This window comes from Enterobacter sp. EC_64 (assembly GCF_019584165.1).
Lineage (GTDB): Bacteria > Pseudomonadota > Gammaproteobacteria > Enterobacterales > Enterobacteriaceae > Enterobacter > Enterobacter roggenkampii.
The window spans coordinates 1-16,991 of record NZ_VDAS01000048.1; the positions used below are offsets into that span (position 1 = coordinate 1).

Below are 16,991 nucleotides of genomic sequence, written 5' to 3' on the forward strand. Positions count from 1 at the left end.
TGAAAATCACCCGCATAGTGCGCTGGGATATCACTCTCCGAGAGAATACCGGCGGCAGCGGGCATCGTTAACTTAAGATACAAAAGCTGTCCGGAAATGGCGGGTCAAGATCACTTGAAAATATGAGCCACCCGGCGTTGAAAGCATACCTGACAAATATGCATGAACTCGATGCACCGCTAAGCCAGCTTTCTGCCACGGCATTAACAAAAGATATTAACACAGTTAACGAATCCAATAAGAAAATACAGATACTGTATTATATCTACTCGGCACTTTCATTGCTCCTGGTGATTTTAAGCTTTATTCTCGGCTTCTTAATGATCTACCAGAATAAAAACATCCTGAAAGCACATATGCAGGTTAAAAGCCTGGCTGACGAACTTCAAATTTCAAAAGAAAAGCTGCAAATTCAGAACGCGAAGCTGGAGTATGATGTTTATCATGACTCCCTCACCGGCATGAAAAACCGCCTTTTCTTCTGGGACGATCTCAACAAAATTAATCTTCAGGCAGATAAAAACCACGTCCCCGTCACGGTGATGTTATTTGATTTAGACCGTTTCAAAGAGGTCAACGATACCTATGGCCATGATACGGGAGATTTGCTGCTGAATCAGGTATCCCGACGGCTGACCTCGATGAGCAGCGCAACGGATACGTTTTACCGTTTGGGCGGCGATGAATTCGCCCTTCTCTCCAGCGGACTCACGGAAACCGCCGCGGTTTTGCGCGCCAAAGAAATCAGCGATCATATCAGCCAGCCTTATACGATTAATAACCAGCTGATAAAAATTGCCACCTGCGTGGGCATCGTTTTATCAGATAATGAACGACGCTCTGATTATCTATACAAATTTGCCGATCTGGCCCTTTACGAAGCGAAAAAAGAAGGTTCGCAGCAGATCAAAGTCTTCCGTCAGTGGATGCTGCAAAGACTGCAGGAAAGCAGAACCCTTGAACATGATATGGCTCTGGCGATCGATCACAATGAATTCGTTGTCTATTACCAGCCTATTGTCGATTCATTCAGCAATGAAATTTACGGCTATGAAGCGCTTATTCGCTGGATACACCCGGTGAAAGGGATACTCGCGCCAGATTATTTTATTTCCGTCGCTGAAAAAACGGGAATGATCAATGAGATCGGCAAGTCGGTGCTTGAGATGGCCTGCCGGGAAGCGGTGTCCTGGGCGGTGCCGGCCAGGATCTCGGTGAACGTCTCCCCCGTTCAGCTAGGCACGAAATCGTTTACCGCGATGGTGCAGTCCATCCTGAAAGAGACAGGGCTACCGGCCAGCCGACTTGAGCTAGAGGTAACAGAGTCTTCGCTCTTCAGTGACAGCAACATGCCGATCACTATTCTCAAAAAGCTCCGGGCGCTGGGTGTCAAAATTTCCATCGATGATTTCGGAACGGGATATTCCTCGCTCTCGCGACTGAGTGAACTGAATTTTGATAAAATTAAAATAGATAAATCTTTTGTGAATCCCATATCCACGCAGGATGATGCCCTTAATATCGTTAAATTGATTACCGGCATGGCGAAGAGCCTCAATATGCGGGTCATTGCAGAGGGTGTTGAAACCGAAGCGCAGCTTGAACGGCTTCAGGCGCTTGGCTGCGATCTCGTGCAGGGTTACCTGTTCGGAAAACCACAGGCTGAGATTGACAGGAAGATTAGATACGGTTGAAATGGTTGTCCGGTTGTTTCTGGCCCAAAATCACGTAGACGGTTGATAATCAAATGTTAAACAATGAAAAAAACAGCCCCGGAGTATACGCCTGTTGATTTATCTCGTTGGCCAAGGAAGGAGCATTTTGAAGTCTTCCAGTCATTTGCTGAATGCACAATTAACCAAACCGTTCTGATCGACATTACCGCGCTGCGAAAACATATCAAAGCGGTGGGCTGGAAGTTCTACCCGACGATCATTTTTCTCCTGTCTAACATCATGAACCGGCATCCTGAGTTCCGTATGGCCATGAAGGACAATGAGCTTGTCATATGGAATGAAGTTCATCCCAGCTACACCATTTTCCACCCCGAAACGGAGACCTTTTCGTCATTGTGGAGCCACTATGACGGCAATATTCATCACTTCCAGAATACGTATGCAGAAGATACGGCCCGCTATGGAAATAGCCTTTCATACTGGCCTAAGGAAGAGTCCCGGGAAAATATCTTTTTCGTCTCGTCTATTCCGTGGGTAACGTTTACCAACTTTAATATGAACATTGCGCACATGAAGAACTTCTTTTCGCCTATGTTCACGTTTGGGAAATACTACGAGCAGGATGGAAAAGTGCTGCTGCCGCTCGCGGTGCAGGTCCATCATTCGGTGTGCGATGGCTTCCATGTGGCAAGGATGTTTAATGAGTTGCAGGAGATGTGTGATGGTTTGTCAGGGCTTTCAGAGGAGAGGAATGGCTAATGCACAAGGGACAAATGTTGTTTATTTGATTGTCGGAAGACTACTTTTAAAGATGGTGCGATAATAGGAACAAACCAACAGCATAAAGACATTGATTTTCAATCACTTTATTTTATTCGATCTTTTAGCATCCCCCCATAAGTACCCCCAGATGTCAGTATGTCACACAGTTCTTTTTTTAGTGGCGTTCAAAAGTATCAGGTATCAGCCTTGATATCTGAAATCATTCCTGTGGCATCCAAGGCTGCTACTGGGTCGAATTCATGTTCACACGATCATTCGGCCGCCAAAGATTTCATCGGGTGCATTAAAGTGTTTATTGCTGAGTTGCTCTACAAAGAGTTTGCTTCATCATCTTGTTTACTTAGGGACCAGGGGCATATTCCCAGTCAAAAATGAGCGGATCGCACTGTCGATTATCTCGCGAGTGAGCACCGACTCTTCCACGATGATTTGCAAACCAATGCCGCTACGATAGCCAGATTGAATGCGGTAGCCAGGAGTAACTACAGGCGGGTTGTCGCGCATGACTTCGGCCAAGCGTTTATCAATGTAGTCGAAATAGGTTAATCCACCGAATTGAGGATAAGAAACGCGGGTACGTTCTACCAGCGTATGGCTAACCACCTTCCCTTTCGCATTGTAGTTTGGTGTTGTATCCATGCGGGCTTCATCTTCCTGCTGGTTTTGGCTCAACATGGCATGAGCTTCTTCAAACACCAGATTTTCCACAATATCCGCACGCGCTACGTCAATGGTAATGATCTCCGCATTCCAATACACATCTGGCGAATTACCCAAGAATAAAACATCGCTCCAGGTCCACATCCAACCCGCAGCAATGGCCTCTGCATTTTCAGAATCGCAATCATCATAATGCAGCCCTCCGCAGCGGTGACGCTCGCGGTGGATCAGATTCTTGACGTGTTGTGTCCGGGCACGACGCCGACGGCGGGAAAGAGTATTAAATGGTTTGTTTCTGCGGATCATGGTTCACTCTGCGCGTGCTCGCTGGGAGGAATCCAGCCGCACAGTTTAGCTAATGGGAATAAGGAAATCTACTTGCTAACAAGAGGGCAAAAAGTATGGGGGCTTGGGCAATATGCTACATATCATTAATGTGCAGGGACGAAGTCAATGTGCTCATAGACTCGTGAATAAAAATCTATCTAGATGTCGAAAACTTATTACCGTACCTCAAGTTCACGGGCAATAGCCTTTGGCTGGCCCTCAACTATCAAGTCATACCAACGAACCTGCATTATATTGATTTGCACAGAGTGCGCCTTCGCACGTAAGCAGCCAGTTAGCATCCCACCGAGATCTGGATCTAAGTCATGAGCGCAAGTTAATAGTTTTAGAAATCAAGCTAATTAGCATAATATCTCTTAACTGAAGGGATATGGAGTCGCAGAAATAAATGAAGACACGGCAGTATGCGCAAAAATCTATCTTCGATCTGGAAGCAATCTTCGAACAGTCCCGCAACAATGTTAGTGAACTTGAACAGCTGTTGAACGAGCTGACCTTTCGCAACACTGCCAGGGCGCGGACGCTGACGTCTAAAATCGAGCAATCTCTAGCTGCACTTAGCGACCGCAGCGAGGTCGCCATCATGTCGGCTTCCAACCCATCAACATGTAATCCCGATTCGGCGTCCATACAATTTTCTCAAGCTGTGCCCCACAGTGCACCTGCAGCTGTAGAGCAACTGCAACCGAAGGCTATCCCAGACACTGCCATGCGACAGCAATTCGACAAAGGCCAAATTGATTTAGGTCCACTCCCATCCTTCTCTCCGTCAGATAAGGCGAATGATGCGCGAGCAATACTGGCAGCATGGACAGCCCTCGAAGCACTGTCGCCTCAAGGTTATAAACGCCCAGAGGATATGGCCAACGGCGACCGCTCCAGGGTTGCTCTATTGGAGCGAGGTGTTCCTTGGGGACCAAATGCCCGCAGCAAGCCTAGTTATAAGCTTTATTTCGAGGTCGTCCTCGGCTCCATCGCTCTCGACAAGGCGACGGACGAGCTGGTCAAGGTTTTTGGCGAGGATGAGGAGAGTTCACGCCCGGACGGTAAGAAAGCGGCCATCGGCTCGATCCTGATCGACAAGGAAGGTTATGTGCTTGAGGAAAAAGGCGTTGCCGTTTCCAGTTTTGCCTGGGCACTCAAGCCGGCTCTCGATCTGAAGCTTGGGAGCTTAGGGAATTGGCCAAATGTTGAGCCGCGCATTATCGAGCATCTGGATCGAATAGTTCGCCGCCACAACGAGGATGGAGAACCCATACCGATCGATTTGGATGTCGTTCTTAATGCTTATAAATGGCTTGTGTCTCAGTTCGGTGTACCCGAACATTTGGTTGAGCCACCCACATTCGCGATTAAGGTGTTTCATCATTTCAAGGCCAAGTCGCCGCCTGAACCTTCGTTACTGAATTCCTTCTATCTTGAAGATCTCGGTGAAGCAACCAAATTGCTCGAGACGGGCAAAGCCGGAACCGGTTTGCGCCGCTATATGGGAATTGGCAGGCCTGACCAAAAAATCGACGTGCTATCGCCCATTTCCGCGGTTGAGCCTTTCGTCGCGCCGTCGCTCATGCCGCAGGCTCGTTGGCCTTCGAAAGGCGGCCATTCATTGGTACTGCTTCAACAGGCTGCCGTGAATGCGGCGCGTGCTGAGCTGAATGATGCTCCAGGTATCATCGGTGTCAATGGGCCGCCGGGTACTGGAAAGACCACTCTTCTGCGAGATATTGTCGTTGGGTGCATTCTTGATCGGGCCACGGCGATGTGCGGCTTCAATAAACCGCAGGATGCCTTTTCCACAACAGGCGAGAAGCTGGCATTCGGTTCCAATGCATTCCTGCACTTCTACAAGTTACATGCGTCCTTGAGGGGCCATGAGATCGTCGTAGCCTCCTCCAATAACAAAGCAGTCGAAAACGTCAGTAAAGAGCTTCCTCTCAAGGAAGCCAATGGTCGCCATGAACAGATCGCCTACTTCCGGTCCATCAGCGACCTGATTGCGAATCCCAAACGCGCCGGCTATTTCGAAGCCGAGGCCGAGGGGGACATCCCCTCCGACCCTGTCGAAACCTGGGGGTTGATCGCCGCGGCTCTCGGCAAGAGCAGCAACCGAGGCGCGTTCCAGCAAAGTTTCTGGTGGAATGAAGACGGTGGTTTCCTTACCTACCTGAAAGCAGCTCGCGGCTTAAACGTCTTGCGTGAGATCAAAGATGAACAAACTGGCGAAATCATCGATCGCGTGATGCCCAGCGTGGTCATCAATGAACGGCCGAGCACCAACGAAGCGGACGCTTTAGCGGCCTGGCGGAAAGCACGAACCGTTTTCCTTAAACTCAAGGAGACGGTAGACGCCGAAATCGCCAGCATCGAAGAGATGCGACGGGATATCCAGGCACTCAAGGGAGCGACTGCCGAACTACAAAGGGTGGAACAGCGTCGTCCGAGTCTGATTGAAGCTGTCGAAGAGGCACACCAGATTGCTGAATCCTGCCAACGGGAGCATGAGAAGGCAAAATCGCAGATCGAGCAGGACAAGATCATGCTCAACAGCCATCTTGCTTGCCGTCCAGGTTTCTTCTCCCGTTTGTTCGCAACTGCGGCCTGGAAGTCGTGGAGATCGACACTGCAGAAGCTCTCGGCGACCTTGCAGCAATCAGTCTTACGGGCGCAGGAGACAGACGGTGCCCTGGAGCTTGCAAGGACTAAGTGGAGCAATATTGAGTCCCAGTTACAGCAACTCGACCAGGAAATTTCCAGCAAATGTCAGGCTGTCTCGAAATTGAAGGCAACCGAGGCAGAGGCACGCAACCGCATGGGAGACAGGGTCGTTGATGAGAGATTCTTCGAGCGCGAGCACGAGGCTATCCACCTGACTGCGCCATGGCTTCCCGATGAGGTTCATCACCTGCGAGAGGATCTTTTCGCCGCTGCCCTGACTGTGCATAAAACGTTCATTGACGCTTCGGCCAGCCGCTTACAACACAATCTTGGGCTATTGATGTCGGGCATGGTGGCTGGTGCCTTCCAGTCTTCCGCTCACCGTGAACTTCTCCCCGACCTTTGGTCGAGCCTTTTCATGGTTGTGCCTGCCGTGTCAACGACATTCGCCTCTGTTCGGACGATGTTCGGGGATCTGCCTCCAGAGAGCATTGGCTGGCTTCTTGTAGATGAAGCGGGCCAGGCCGTTCCTCAGGCAGCAGTTGGAGCTATCATGCGGGCAAAGCGCTCCATCGTGGTAGGTGACCCGTTGCAAATCCCACCTGTAGTTTCACTTCCTGAAAAGCTGAACGCCGAAATCTGCAAGTTCTTTGACATTGACCAAGTCGAATGGTCTGCCCCCGCAGCATCTACGCAGACCCTTGCTGATCAGGCATCACGCTTCAAATCCACCTTCGTCATGGACGTAGGTGATCGAGAAGTCGGGCTGCCACTCCTCGTTCACAGGCGTTGTCAGAACCCAATGTTCGATGTTTCTAACTTCATCGCCTATGCCGGGCAGATGGTCCATGCTGTCGGGCCTAAAAGACCTGGATCTATCGGCTCGGCATTGGGGAGATCTCGCTGGGTGGATATCAATGGCGATGCTGAGACGAAGTGGTGTCCCGATGAGGGCGAAGCGGTTGTACGAATGCTCAAAGAGCTGGCAGCATCGGGTATTACAAATCCGGACGTATTTATCATTACACCATTCAAGATCGTAGAACAGAACATGCGCCGGCGTCTCGACAGAGAAACCGACCTGCTGCGAACGTTCGGCGTAAAGTTGGATGAGTGGTGCCGTGATCGTGTAGGCACGATCCACACGTTCCAGGGCCGAGAGGCGGACACGGTCATCCTGTTGCTGGGCGCTCCGAAAGCGAGTCAGCAAAGGGCGCGTCAGTGGGCGGCAAGCCCGCCAAACATAATCAATGTAGCCGTCTCACGCGCCAAGCAAAACCTGTATGTGGTCGGCTCGGTTGCTGCATGGGCAGGGGCGGGAACTAGTCTGCAGGTCCTGCATCGGCAATTGGCGCAATCAGGCTGACAATCTCCGAGGTGGCCCTCATTGTTGAGGGCTCATAGCGAACAATCTGCAACCTACGTCAGTATCGGACCGGTCGCTACATGTCGAACACTGGCATTGCTCACATAATATTCTAGTAGTCATTATCCAACCCCCATTCGAGCTTGATAATTCTTATAGCTCCACTTATACCCACACTGAGGAATAACCTCTAACAACGCTAAGGAGCACGATTATGGGGCTTAAACATGGTCCAAAACCAATTGCAAAATCAACAGGAAAACCCGATCAGCGCAGACGTGATAATAAGGATACACCCGGTAATACCCCAGGACTGCAACCAAGCAAATCAACAGGGAAGTAATCGTTCAAGGGTATTGATAGTTCATCTATAACCTTATCTCGTCAAATCTGTCGAATTTAGCCCGCTTAGTGCCAAAGGCGGACGTTGGTTCTTTCCAAAGCGCCGCGAAATGATTCTTTTATTTAAATGATGTAGAGGATGTACGCTCACAATGATTGTTTTAACCATTCACCATGCGTGAGAGAGAAAAGCAGGCTCGGCGGCGCGTCTTTCACATCATAAATCTCTTTTATGTATTTCAACCCAGCTTTTCGAAGAACTTTCTGCGATGCCACGTGGTTACCTCTAACTACGGCAGAGATCTCGGTCAGCTTTAACTCACCAAAACCATATCTGACAGAGTTTTTCGAGAACTCTGTCGCCAGACCTTTACCCCATGCCTCTGTGGCGAAACGATATCCTAAGTTATTAATTATTATATCAGCATAACTGCTGATACTCAGACCGCCAAAACCAATGATTCTATCAGGGCTATCCTTCAAAGAGATTGCCCAGTTTCCGAAACCGTGGGTTTCCCAGTGGTTGACCCAACGAGCTAAAACATTTTTTGCATGCTTTATATCAGGATACGGCCCAGCTGGGTTAAAGGTGTTCGTAGCCGGGTCACCATAAATTCTGAAAAGATCATCAAGGTCAGACTCAGTTACGGGACGAAGATACAGTCGGGTGGGGTGAAGTTGCAAAACCAATTCCTTGATAAAGAGTTCATTAGCAAAGTTGAATAATTGCTTTTATAGTAAAAGAAAAATAGGTCCGCAATAACTCACACATCATTTACTTTACAGGGTTGATGATAAAAATTTCGATGCTGGATTACAGATTTGAATATCGCTATGTCCGTCCCTCGCTCAAAGCAGACCTTATGACCTCGATTTCTTGCAGATCCGAGCCAAGAGTGAACATTGCTATCATCAATTGGCCTCAATCTAGAGAGGGAACGGATCCCCTTTATGTGTAGCCAGTTTACTGAAGGTGCTGCTTCAACCAAATACGAGTGCCTTCAATGTCATACGCTTTTTCCCCAAATCCTTTCGCAAGCAGAGACTCTGGTAAGTATTCGTCATATTTATCTAAGTACTTTTCTGGAACATTTGCAGCAAGATCAAACGCTGAAGGCAAGCCTGACAGCAGCAGGCCTTTAAGTGCCTGTTGAACAGAAGCGACACTTGAGCCGTCAATTTCTATAATTCCAGCCAATGAATTAGCTTTAAAACCACAGCGTATGAGCAAGGCTGTAATCGTATTGACAACTTTATCCCCCATCCAGGGTATTACGTAACAGTATTGTCTACTCGTAATAAAACACTCATTTTGAAGTTTAAAACGCTGAAAGTTACTACAGCCTTCCGCAAATAGGTTTCTGGCGGCAGTATCGGCATAATCTACTTTCTTGCTACCTATTGCTATGCGGTAATCACCTTCCCTATAGATAGCGAGCATTTCCTGACGAACGGCATCATGAACAGACATACCTCCCCCACTAAATTGTGGTGGCTGACCGCCTTTGGTTGCCTCTACATAGATAACTTTTTTCTCTGTCTCGATCTCTGTCACTTTCCAGCGCCGCCCACCGAAGATGATGTGTTGGTCTGGTAGCAGTGGGGAGTCCACAGGCACTGTTCCAAGGGTTCTGTTTCCGGTGACAATGCGGAACTCTTCTGGTGTATTGAACACGGCATAAAACGTGTAATGGTTAGTCAGTTTCTCTCCCTCTGCCCCAACAACCATTTCGCCGCTTGCAAGTTGAGTGAGTAGGCCACATGCTCCCATATGTTTAAGCAGGCTTTTGAAATCGTTTAAATCTACATTTCTGAACGGCCCTGTCTGGCATAGTTGGGACCAGAGCTGGTCGGCACGAACTCCACCCCATTGTGCGGTAATTGCAAGAATCTGGTGTAGCAGCGTGGAGTAATGCATCTGGCGGGAATCGGCAGGCTCAAACCATTGTTTAGAGATCATCAACCTGATCATTGCCATCGACTGCACCAACTGGAGCCGTAGATGATCAACGATACTGCTACTCACAGTAAGCTCATTTTCTGTAATTAGCATTCTGAGTACTGATGGGGAGTCGCGTCGCCCAGAACGCCCCATACGCTGGCGCAAACTGGAAACAGAATGTGGTGGCGTAACTTGGATAACCGACTTAACCTTACCGATATCAATTCCCAACTCAAGCGTCATTGTACAAACAGCTGTAGTGGGCAAATTTCCTTTCTGAAGACGAGATTCAAGCGCCTCACGTAATTCCTTGGCAAGGGAACCATGGTGGGGGAAAAATTCATTCGGAACAATTTGTTCCTCACACATGTCGCTCAGCGTTGCCGCAATGCTTTCAGTGCGCTTTCGGCTGTTTGCAAAGACCAAATGAGAATCGCCACGGCAAAGTCTAAAAATGTCAGCGCAAACGTCATGTTCAGCTGAACTCTGAAGTTCTTCCTCTTTTTGGATCACTCGCTCCAGGTACCCTTTGACCTGTACCTGAAGAGTGGCCGTGCTATTACTATCTGTAACAGTTACGCAGGGGAGTCGTTTGTCCGGGCGCAACATTTCGGGCACTTTCTCCAGTTCCCCCAGCGTGGCACTCAACGCAACGCGGGGAATTGGATTTACCTGGCGACCTAGCACATGGTCAATTCTATTGAGCAGAGAAAGCAGCTGTACACCACGCTCTGAGCCAATAAAAGCATGAAACTCATCAATAACGATGTATGCGACTGAAGAAAACGCCTGTTTGAGCCAGCCCATTGAATTTATGAGCAAAGACTCAAGTGACTCAGGTGTAATCAGTAAAATGCCAGCAGGGTTCGTCCGAGCCTTCTTTTTTTTGCTTTGTGGTACATCCCCGTGCCAGGGAGTCACTGGCATTTCCAATGCATCTCCAAGGCTCTCAAGACGACGGTACTGATCGTTAATCAATGCCTTCAACGGACTGATATAGACGATGCCAAATCCATTAGTGAGATCTGCAACTGCCGAACAGGCAGGAAGAAAGAAAGCCTCTGTTTTACCCGCTGCTGTACCTGCACTGATTAGCACGTCTCGATCACGGGCTAAAATTGCCGGGATAGAACTCTCCTGCAAGGGCCTTAATGTAGACCACCCCTGCTTGTAAACCCACTTACGGACGCGGGGATCGAGGCTATCGTAGGCACTGCTCATAGTTTGAAGTTCGCCAGTCCGTCGTCGTCATCGCTTTCCTCCGTAGTGGCGTCATCCATATCGCTGGGCCTGTCCTCTTCAATCGCCACACCCTCGATTAGAGTTTGCCAGTACATCGTTCTGTTTTGTTCCAGCACGGCCAGCATGTCCAGGAAACCTTTTATGGTATTACGGGGGGTACGAAAGTAAGCGTCTCCAATGGTTTTACTACAGTGATGCAGAAATCCAGTCAGTGCCTCATCTGGTACCAGATAATTCTCTGGATCTCCGCCTGCATAAACATGGCGAAGATTTCTCAGCAAAATATACAGTTCCTCAGGGGTCAGGCTGGCAAGATGCAAAGTGGGGGATGAGTAGTCAATCACTCCTGCTTTTTGCGCGAACCGGTTTTCCGCCAGACGCGACTGGAGAGCCTCATAGCTGTAAAGACCTTTACGCGGATCGAAAAGAAACTCTGGCGTCCCCCCGAGGATAAAACCAATGTTCTCGGCTGAGCCTTGCAGGCAGTCATTCAGGATCCGCAAAATCTGTTCGTAGTTCGCTGTTCTTGCTTGCGTATTATTCAGCTTAAAGAGGTTTACCATTTCGTCGAGGCTGACCAAAAGACCGGCATAGCCTGCCTGGCGGACAAAAAGGCTCATCAGCTTCAAAGAATCATAGAATGAAGCGTCTGAGATAATAGTCCGAACGTCTAGATCGTTACGGGCATCAGTTTTGGTGGTGTACTCTCCCCGCAACCAGCGAATTGCATTGGATTTTAGCGTTTCATTATCCTGTTCGTGCCCCCGCCAGAATGCATCAATGACCTTCGCAAAGTCATATCCGCCCACCATATCTGACAGGGCAGCCAGGCGCTTATGAATAACTGATGAAACCTCGGAGCCGTCCGTGTCAGCTTCCTTTCTTGCCTCCGTAACGAACCTTTCAACAACGCTAAGTAACGCATTACCATCAGGCTTGTTTCTGGTGGACATGTTTTTAATAAGCTCTGAATAGAGGTTACGAGCCTGACCTCCCGATGAGTGAATACGTCTATCAGGAGAAAGGTCAGCACTGACTGACACCAGCTTCTTCTCTAGCGCAATAGAGCGCACAACACTCAGAAAGAACGTTTTACCAGAACCATATTCACCGATGATTAGTCTGAAGCTTGCCCCACCGTCAGCAATCCTCTCAATATCCTGATGGAGAGCGGTGATCTCATTCACACGGCCAACCTGGATATGCTGAATACCTATCCTTGGCGTTACACCTGATTTAAGTGACTGAATAATAGCGTCGCGTTCTTTCACTCTTATACGTGTTACAGACATTCACTATCCCTCTAATTCTTTGGCAATTTCCAGGTCAACCCAGATATCATCATCGGCATCGTCCAGCACCGGAGCATCAACCACCGCATAGGACCAGTCATTGATCACCTCAAGTGCACCGCCGAGCATCAAATTCAAATTTCCGCACAATTCTGTCGCCTCTTTTCGGGACCACTGTTCTTTCTCCAGCAAACTGCGATAAAGCTGGCTATGTGCGGAATCCAGGCCCCCCACCTCCGTTGATGAGGCTGGAGCGCTTTCTGGCTCTTCCGGTTCTTCTTCAGTGAAAATTGTGTTCAGCAATTTACGAACATCATCCGTGGCAGATTCGTGGCGGGCAAGTACATTAGGGAAGGTGCGAACAAGTTCCTGATATGAGATCATCATATTCATCCGGAGCGCATCCCAGAGGGACATCATGAGCCATCAACTCACCTTCGCCGATAGTGAATTCAGCACTAAGCGCCGTCAGACCCGAAAAGAGATTTTCCTCTCCCGCATGGAGCAGATTCTGCCATGGCAGAATATGACCGCTGTCATCGAGCCGTTTTATCCCAAGGCGGGCAATGGCCGACGGCCCTATCCGCTGGAGACCATGCTGCGTATTCACTGCATGCAGCATTGGTACAACCTGAGCGACGGTGCCATGGAAGATGCCCTGTACGAAATCGCCTCCATGCGCCTGTTTGCCCGATTATCCCTGGATAGCGCCCTGCCGGATCGCACCACCATCATGAATTTCCGCCACCTGCTCGAGCAGCATCAACTGGCCCGTCAATTGTTCAAGACCATCAATCGCTGGCTGGCCGAAGCAGGCGTCATGATGACCCAAGGCACTTTGGTGGATGCCACCATCATTGAGGCACCCAGCTCTACCAAGAACAAAGAGCAGCAACGCGATCCGGAGATGCATCAGACCAAGAAAGGCAATCAGTGGCACTTTGGCATGAAGGCCCACATTGGTGTCGATGCCAAGAGTGGCCTGACCCACAGCCTAGTCACCACCGCGGCCAACGAGCATGACCTCAATCAGCTGGGTAATCTGCTGCATGGAGAGGAGCAATTTGTCTCAGCCGATGCCGGCTACCAAGGAGCGCCACAGCGCGAGGAGCTGGCCGAGGTGGATGTGGACTGGCTGATCGCCGAGCGTCCCGGCAAGGTAAAAACCTTGAAGCAGCATCCGCGCAAGAACAAAACGGCCATCAACATCGAATACATGAAAGCCAGCATCCGTGCCAGGGTGGAGCACCCGTTTCGCATCATCAAGCGGCAGTTCGGCTTCGTGAAAGCCAGATACAAGGGGCTGCTGAAAAACGATAACCAACTGGCGATGTTATTCACCCTGGCCAACCTGTTTCGGGTGGACCAAATGATACGTCAGTGGGAGAGATCTCAGTAAAAACCGGAAATAACGCCAGAAATGGTGGAAAAAATAGCCTAAATAGGCTGATTCGATGTGTTTGCGGGAAAAAAATCGGCCCAGATCCGCGAAATTTTAATCAGCGAGTCAGCTTGGGAAGAAATGACCTGCTTATTCGCACCTTCCCTAGTAAAGGAAGGGAAATCCCTTAATAGAATGAAGCAATACAAACCAAAGAAAACCGTAACAGAAGAACATGTAGCACTAGTTGAACTGCTAAAAGATGAAGGTGCGGATCTTATTACCTTAATTGAACGACTAGTAGCAATGAATAAGTAATTGATTTATATGTAAATAATAACCGTAACTATAACCGTATTGTATACGTCGAAAATACGGTTATTATGAGTAAAATACGGTTGATGCCACAACATATAGTAGTTAAATCAATGGGTTACATACCACATATTGATTCCCGTAACTTAATATAATATACACTTTAAAGTAAATGACTTACTTGTCTATTCAGTATCATAGAGCCTAACTCGCTTTGCTCGTTAGTCTCTGTAAAACCAAAAAGATAAGATCGTAAACTTGCGTTTTCTCGCTAGTCACTCGAAGAACGCCACGTCTTTTGTTTTTGTCTATCGACTACTGAAGGAAGTGAAAACCTATACTGTTTGGGGTCAGCCGTCTTTTGGAGTAACTACGCGGGCTTTGCCCTTGTCGGGTTATCGGGCTGTTTAAGCCATTACTATTAATTAATCTACTACTGGTACAGTACTACCAGAACTATGGACTTATCAGATGATGAGGCAGTATACTTCCAACAATCATTAGTTAACTAAGAGTTAGGTACAATAATCCGAGTAATTAATATCTTATCTGATCATCTAAAGGTAGAATCACCAGATAATCCCATATAACCTTTATGGTCTATTTGTGACTTTATTAGCACCGATTAACATTAAGAAATCATTAGGAAAGATGATACTTACGTAAATGATTGAAATAAAATATTAAACCCTCTGAAAACCGGATATTGGAGACAAGTACACAATTTACATTCGAAACCTTGAAAACATGTAGATAACAGGTATGTTTATAGGTATAGCTCGCTAACTAATAAAATTTATTAACTTATTCTCATTTAGATTACTTACAATACTTCAAGACGGGGAAGTGATTGATATGAAGCAGTTTTTCATAGTGGAGCCATTAGTAGACCCAGTTTCAATGAGGTTAAGAGGGGTTGAAATATTAACTCGCTTCCAAGATCAGTATGGTAAGTTTTACCCGCCGGATACTGTCATTCAGAGCATGAGCAATGAAGAAAGATGTTTGTTACTCAGAGAGCAAGTCACTGCTATCAAAGAAAAAAATGATTTCTTCACAAAGAACAATCTGTTGTGTAGTCTTAATGTTAACAGGGATATGATTGAATGTATCAATCGCACACCTGAAGAAGATTGCCTATTAAAGGGTATGAATTATGTGCGGCTTGAAATTTCAGAGAGTCTAGCAACATGTGAACTACACACCCGTACTAAACTAATAGAAGCACTATGTACTAGATTTGGTAAGGTATGGCTGGATGATTTGGGAGCAGGATATTGTGATATAAGCATGGTTGATGCTTCTCAGTATGAATTGATTAAGATTGATCGTGAATACTTCTGGCGGGAAGCCAAGAAAGAACAGCCATTCAAAGGTTTGATACTCTATAAAAATAAATGTAATAAAATCGTCTTTGAGGGCGTAGAGACAGATGAACAACTTGAACTAGCTAGACGTTTAGAGGTATGGGGTGTACAAGGTTACTTGTTTAACTCTTGTAAATTAATCGATATTGAAAGTCTGGCACTTCGCTATGACTAATATATGACTATATAAGGCTGACAAATTAATATCTAGAATCGTTATGTGCTATAAAATTCTGCCCCTTGATAATGGTATATATGAGATATATCGCTTGAGTGAAAGCAGCGATGATTCTTTTACTCAGTTAGCCCGGACTATCCTTAGTTCACATGAGGTTTTACTAACGAATCCACAGGTGTATCCCGACATTTCATATATAGACTATATTATGTTCTACGTACCCTAGTTAAGGAAGAAAAATGAATTATAATAAATGTGACTATTCTGCTATAGAATTAGTGGATGGTGTAATCTTTCGCATGAAAGATGATATTACTGGTTTTTATAAGTTAGTTGATAATGAAAAATATTACTATTATCATTTTGAGGATGGCGTCTATACACGTACTGATGGTTTAGTAACAATAGATAAGGGTGATCTTTTTTCTAATCTACTTGAGCTGAGAGCGGAGAGTTTCATTCATATCACAGACCAAAATATAGAAATGCCTCAGAGTGAATTCCGTAGTGCTTTTTTATATTTCGATAGTTTACGAGTCAGCATTGAAAGCATTGATGGAAACATGTCAATAAAATCATTTGATTATAAAACTGATACTGAAATTCAAACTTATAATGATGTACTACAGTTCTATAATCACATCATTGATAATAAATGTGCGTATTATGGAAGACCCGACTTTGACAATGATATTCTTATCAATTCATTACGCAATATTGGCGTTCCAATCGACCAGGTTAAGGAACATCTTACAAGATTTGATATGTTTTGTAGAATGATTATTCCTGAATATCAGTATCCAATCTCACCAACAGAGATAAAACAGCTTAGCTATTAATTTTCTCAATGCCTTTACTACTTGGTAAGGGCATTGAGCTTTTGGATTAACTTTAAAAAAACTTATCGATAATCTTATATGGCTTTACTTCTATATCATACCTAAAGTACACTCATAACCTCACGCCCCCCACTATGGGTAGGTTTGTTGAAGGTGTGGGTGTGGCGTGAAGCTACCATACAACAGCCCTCAGTACTGTTACTCCCCCTTCAGTTTACATGTAAGTAAAGAAATTCTACATAAGGCCGATACTACCCATTGTGACTTAGAGGATGTTGAAACAACCTCTTGTATTCCAGATAGTTCACAAGGGTTACTAATGGGGAAAATTATTGTAGTTTTATTGGTGCTCATCGCTTTGTATTTCAAAATCTCAGGTGGAGATGTTAAGCATGAAGCACAGCACGAAGAACCGTCTACCCAGCTCACCAATCAAGAGTTACAGGACGCTAAGGATTTCGCTCAGGCTCTTATCCAGCGTGATTGCACATGACCTGCTCCCCGTTGATTAGTACACCCCGATGTTAGTAATGTCTTCATTAGCCACATGAGGACATCCCCATGAAGAAGCGTTTTTCCGATGAACAGATCATCAGTATTCTCCG

General features: G+C 46.8%; 12 protein-coding genes and 2 pseudogenes. 9 read left to right on the forward strand and 5 right to left on the reverse strand.

The annotated features are described in order from the left end of the window. Nucleotides 1-110: 110 nt before the first annotated feature. Both FHC52_RS21580 and catA read left to right on the forward strand, forming a co-directional pair. A pseudogene (locus tag FHC52_RS21580) lies at nt 111-1,694 on the forward strand (putative bifunctional diguanylate cyclase/phosphodiesterase); the annotation flags it as partial. Nucleotides 1,695-1,757: 63 nt separating this feature from the next. Next, entirely contained in the window at nt 1,758-2,435 is a 678-nt protein-coding gene (gene catA, locus FHC52_RS21585) for a type A chloramphenicol O-acetyltransferase (protein WP_126288688.1), read from the forward strand. A 360-nt stretch (nt 2,436-2,795) separates the two neighbouring features. Here the strand turns inward: catA and FHC52_RS21590 are convergent, their stop codons facing one another. After that, nucleotides 2,796-3,425, reverse strand: coding sequence for a hypothetical protein (locus tag FHC52_RS21590; RefSeq protein WP_063615649.1), 630 nt, complete (start codon nt 3,423-3,425; stop codon nt 2,796-2,798). Nucleotides 3,426-3,855: 430 nt separating this feature from the next. On the opposite strand from FHC52_RS21590, the gene FHC52_RS21595 reads away from it, so the two are divergent. Continuing rightward, nucleotides 3,856-7,488: an ATP-binding protein gene (locus FHC52_RS21595; protein ID WP_220420265.1), complete on the forward strand. Its 3,633-nt coding sequence runs from the start codon at nt 3,856-3,858 to the stop codon at nt 7,486-7,488. A gap of 489 nt (nt 7,489-7,977) precedes the next feature. On the opposite strand, the gene FHC52_RS21600 is transcribed toward FHC52_RS21595, so the two are convergent. The 4 genes and pseudogenes from FHC52_RS21600 to FHC52_RS21615 all read right to left on the reverse strand — a co-directional run. Then, nucleotides 7,978-8,514, reverse strand: coding sequence for a GNAT family N-acetyltransferase (locus FHC52_RS21600; protein ID WP_063436012.1), 537 nt, complete (start codon nt 8,512-8,514; stop codon nt 7,978-7,980). Nucleotides 8,515-8,794: 280 nt separating this feature from the next. After that, a complete protein-coding gene (locus FHC52_RS21605; RefSeq protein ID WP_063436011.1) occupies nt 8,795-10,993 on the reverse strand; it encodes a DEAD/DEAH box helicase in 2,199 nt (732 codons plus the stop codon). Further along, the gene (locus FHC52_RS21610; RefSeq protein ID WP_128299300.1) at nt 10,990-12,306 is read right to left on the reverse strand and encodes an ATP-binding protein; all 1,317 of its coding nucleotides are present in this window, start codon (nt 12,304-12,306) and stop codon (nt 10,990-10,992) included. The genes FHC52_RS21605 and FHC52_RS21610 overlap by 4 nt, the downstream gene beginning before the upstream one ends. A gap of 3 nt (nt 12,307-12,309) precedes the next feature. Further along, nucleotides 12,310-12,654 (reverse strand): annotated as a pseudogene (locus FHC52_RS21615) (tellurite resistance TerB C-terminal domain-containing protein); the annotation flags it as partial. 70 nt (nt 12,655-12,724) lie between these two features. Between FHC52_RS21615 and FHC52_RS21620 the strand changes: the two are divergent. The 6 genes from FHC52_RS21620 to FHC52_RS21640 all read left to right on the forward strand — a co-directional run bounded on the left by FHC52_RS21620 (nt 12,725) and on the right by FHC52_RS21640 (nt 16,879). After that, nucleotides 12,725-13,705, forward strand: a complete 981-nt coding sequence (locus FHC52_RS21620) for an IS5-like element ISKpn26 family transposase (protein ID WP_000019445.1) — start codon at nt 12,725-12,727, stop codon at nt 13,703-13,705. Continuing rightward, nucleotides 13,687-13,878, forward strand: a complete 192-nt coding sequence (locus FHC52_RS22955; protein WP_310572724.1) for a hypothetical protein — start codon at nt 13,687-13,689, stop codon at nt 13,876-13,878. The genes FHC52_RS21620 and FHC52_RS22955 overlap by 19 nt, the downstream gene beginning before the upstream one ends. After that, nucleotides 13,805-14,005 carry a hypothetical protein gene (locus tag FHC52_RS21625; RefSeq protein WP_310572725.1) on the forward strand — a complete coding sequence of 67 codons (201 nt, stop codon included), beginning with the start codon at nt 13,805-13,807 and terminating at the stop codon, nt 14,003-14,005. The genes FHC52_RS22955 and FHC52_RS21625 overlap by 74 nt, the downstream gene beginning before the upstream one ends. Nucleotides 14,006-14,857: 852 nt before the next feature. After that, complete coding sequence (locus tag FHC52_RS21630) at nt 14,858-15,544, forward strand: EAL domain-containing protein (RefSeq protein WP_023310818.1); 687 nt, start codon at nt 14,858-14,860, stop codon at nt 15,542-15,544. A gap of 242 nt (nt 15,545-15,786) precedes the next feature. Beyond that, nucleotides 15,787-16,386, forward strand: coding sequence for a hypothetical protein (locus FHC52_RS21635; protein WP_023292987.1), 600 nt, complete (start codon nt 15,787-15,789; stop codon nt 16,384-16,386). Between the two features lie 166 nt (nt 16,387-16,552). Next, nucleotides 16,553-16,879 (forward strand): hypothetical protein, encoded by a 327-nt coding sequence (locus FHC52_RS21640; protein WP_220420266.1) that lies wholly within the window; start codon nt 16,553-16,555, stop codon nt 16,877-16,879. Nucleotides 16,880-16,991 lie beyond the last annotated feature (112 nt).

Coding starts and splice junctions, on each gene's coding strand:
- FHC52_RS21590 (WP_063615649.1), bottom strand. CDS start 3,425: ATGATCCGCAGAAACAAACCATTTAATACTCTTTCCCGCCGTCGGCGT.
- catA (WP_126288688.1), top strand. CDS start 1,758: ATGAAAAAAACAGCCCCGGAGTATACGCCTGTTGATTTATCTCGTTGG.
- FHC52_RS21605 (WP_063436011.1), bottom strand. CDS start 10,993: ATGAGCAGTGCCTACGATAGCCTCGATCCCCGCGTCCGTAAGTGGGTT.
- FHC52_RS21620 (WP_000019445.1), top strand. CDS start 12,725: ATGAGCCATCAACTCACCTTCGCCGATAGTGAATTCAGCACTAAGCGC.
- FHC52_RS21595 (WP_220420265.1), top strand. CDS start 3,856: ATGAAGACACGGCAGTATGCGCAAAAATCTATCTTCGATCTGGAAGCA.
- FHC52_RS21610 (WP_128299300.1), bottom strand. CDS start 12,306: ATGTCTGTAACACGTATAAGAGTGAAAGAACGCGACGCTATTATTCAG.
- FHC52_RS21630 (WP_023310818.1), top strand. CDS start 14,858: ATGAAGCAGTTTTTCATAGTGGAGCCATTAGTAGACCCAGTTTCAATG.
- FHC52_RS21635 (WP_023292987.1), top strand. CDS start 15,787: ATGAATTATAATAAATGTGACTATTCTGCTATAGAATTAGTGGATGGT.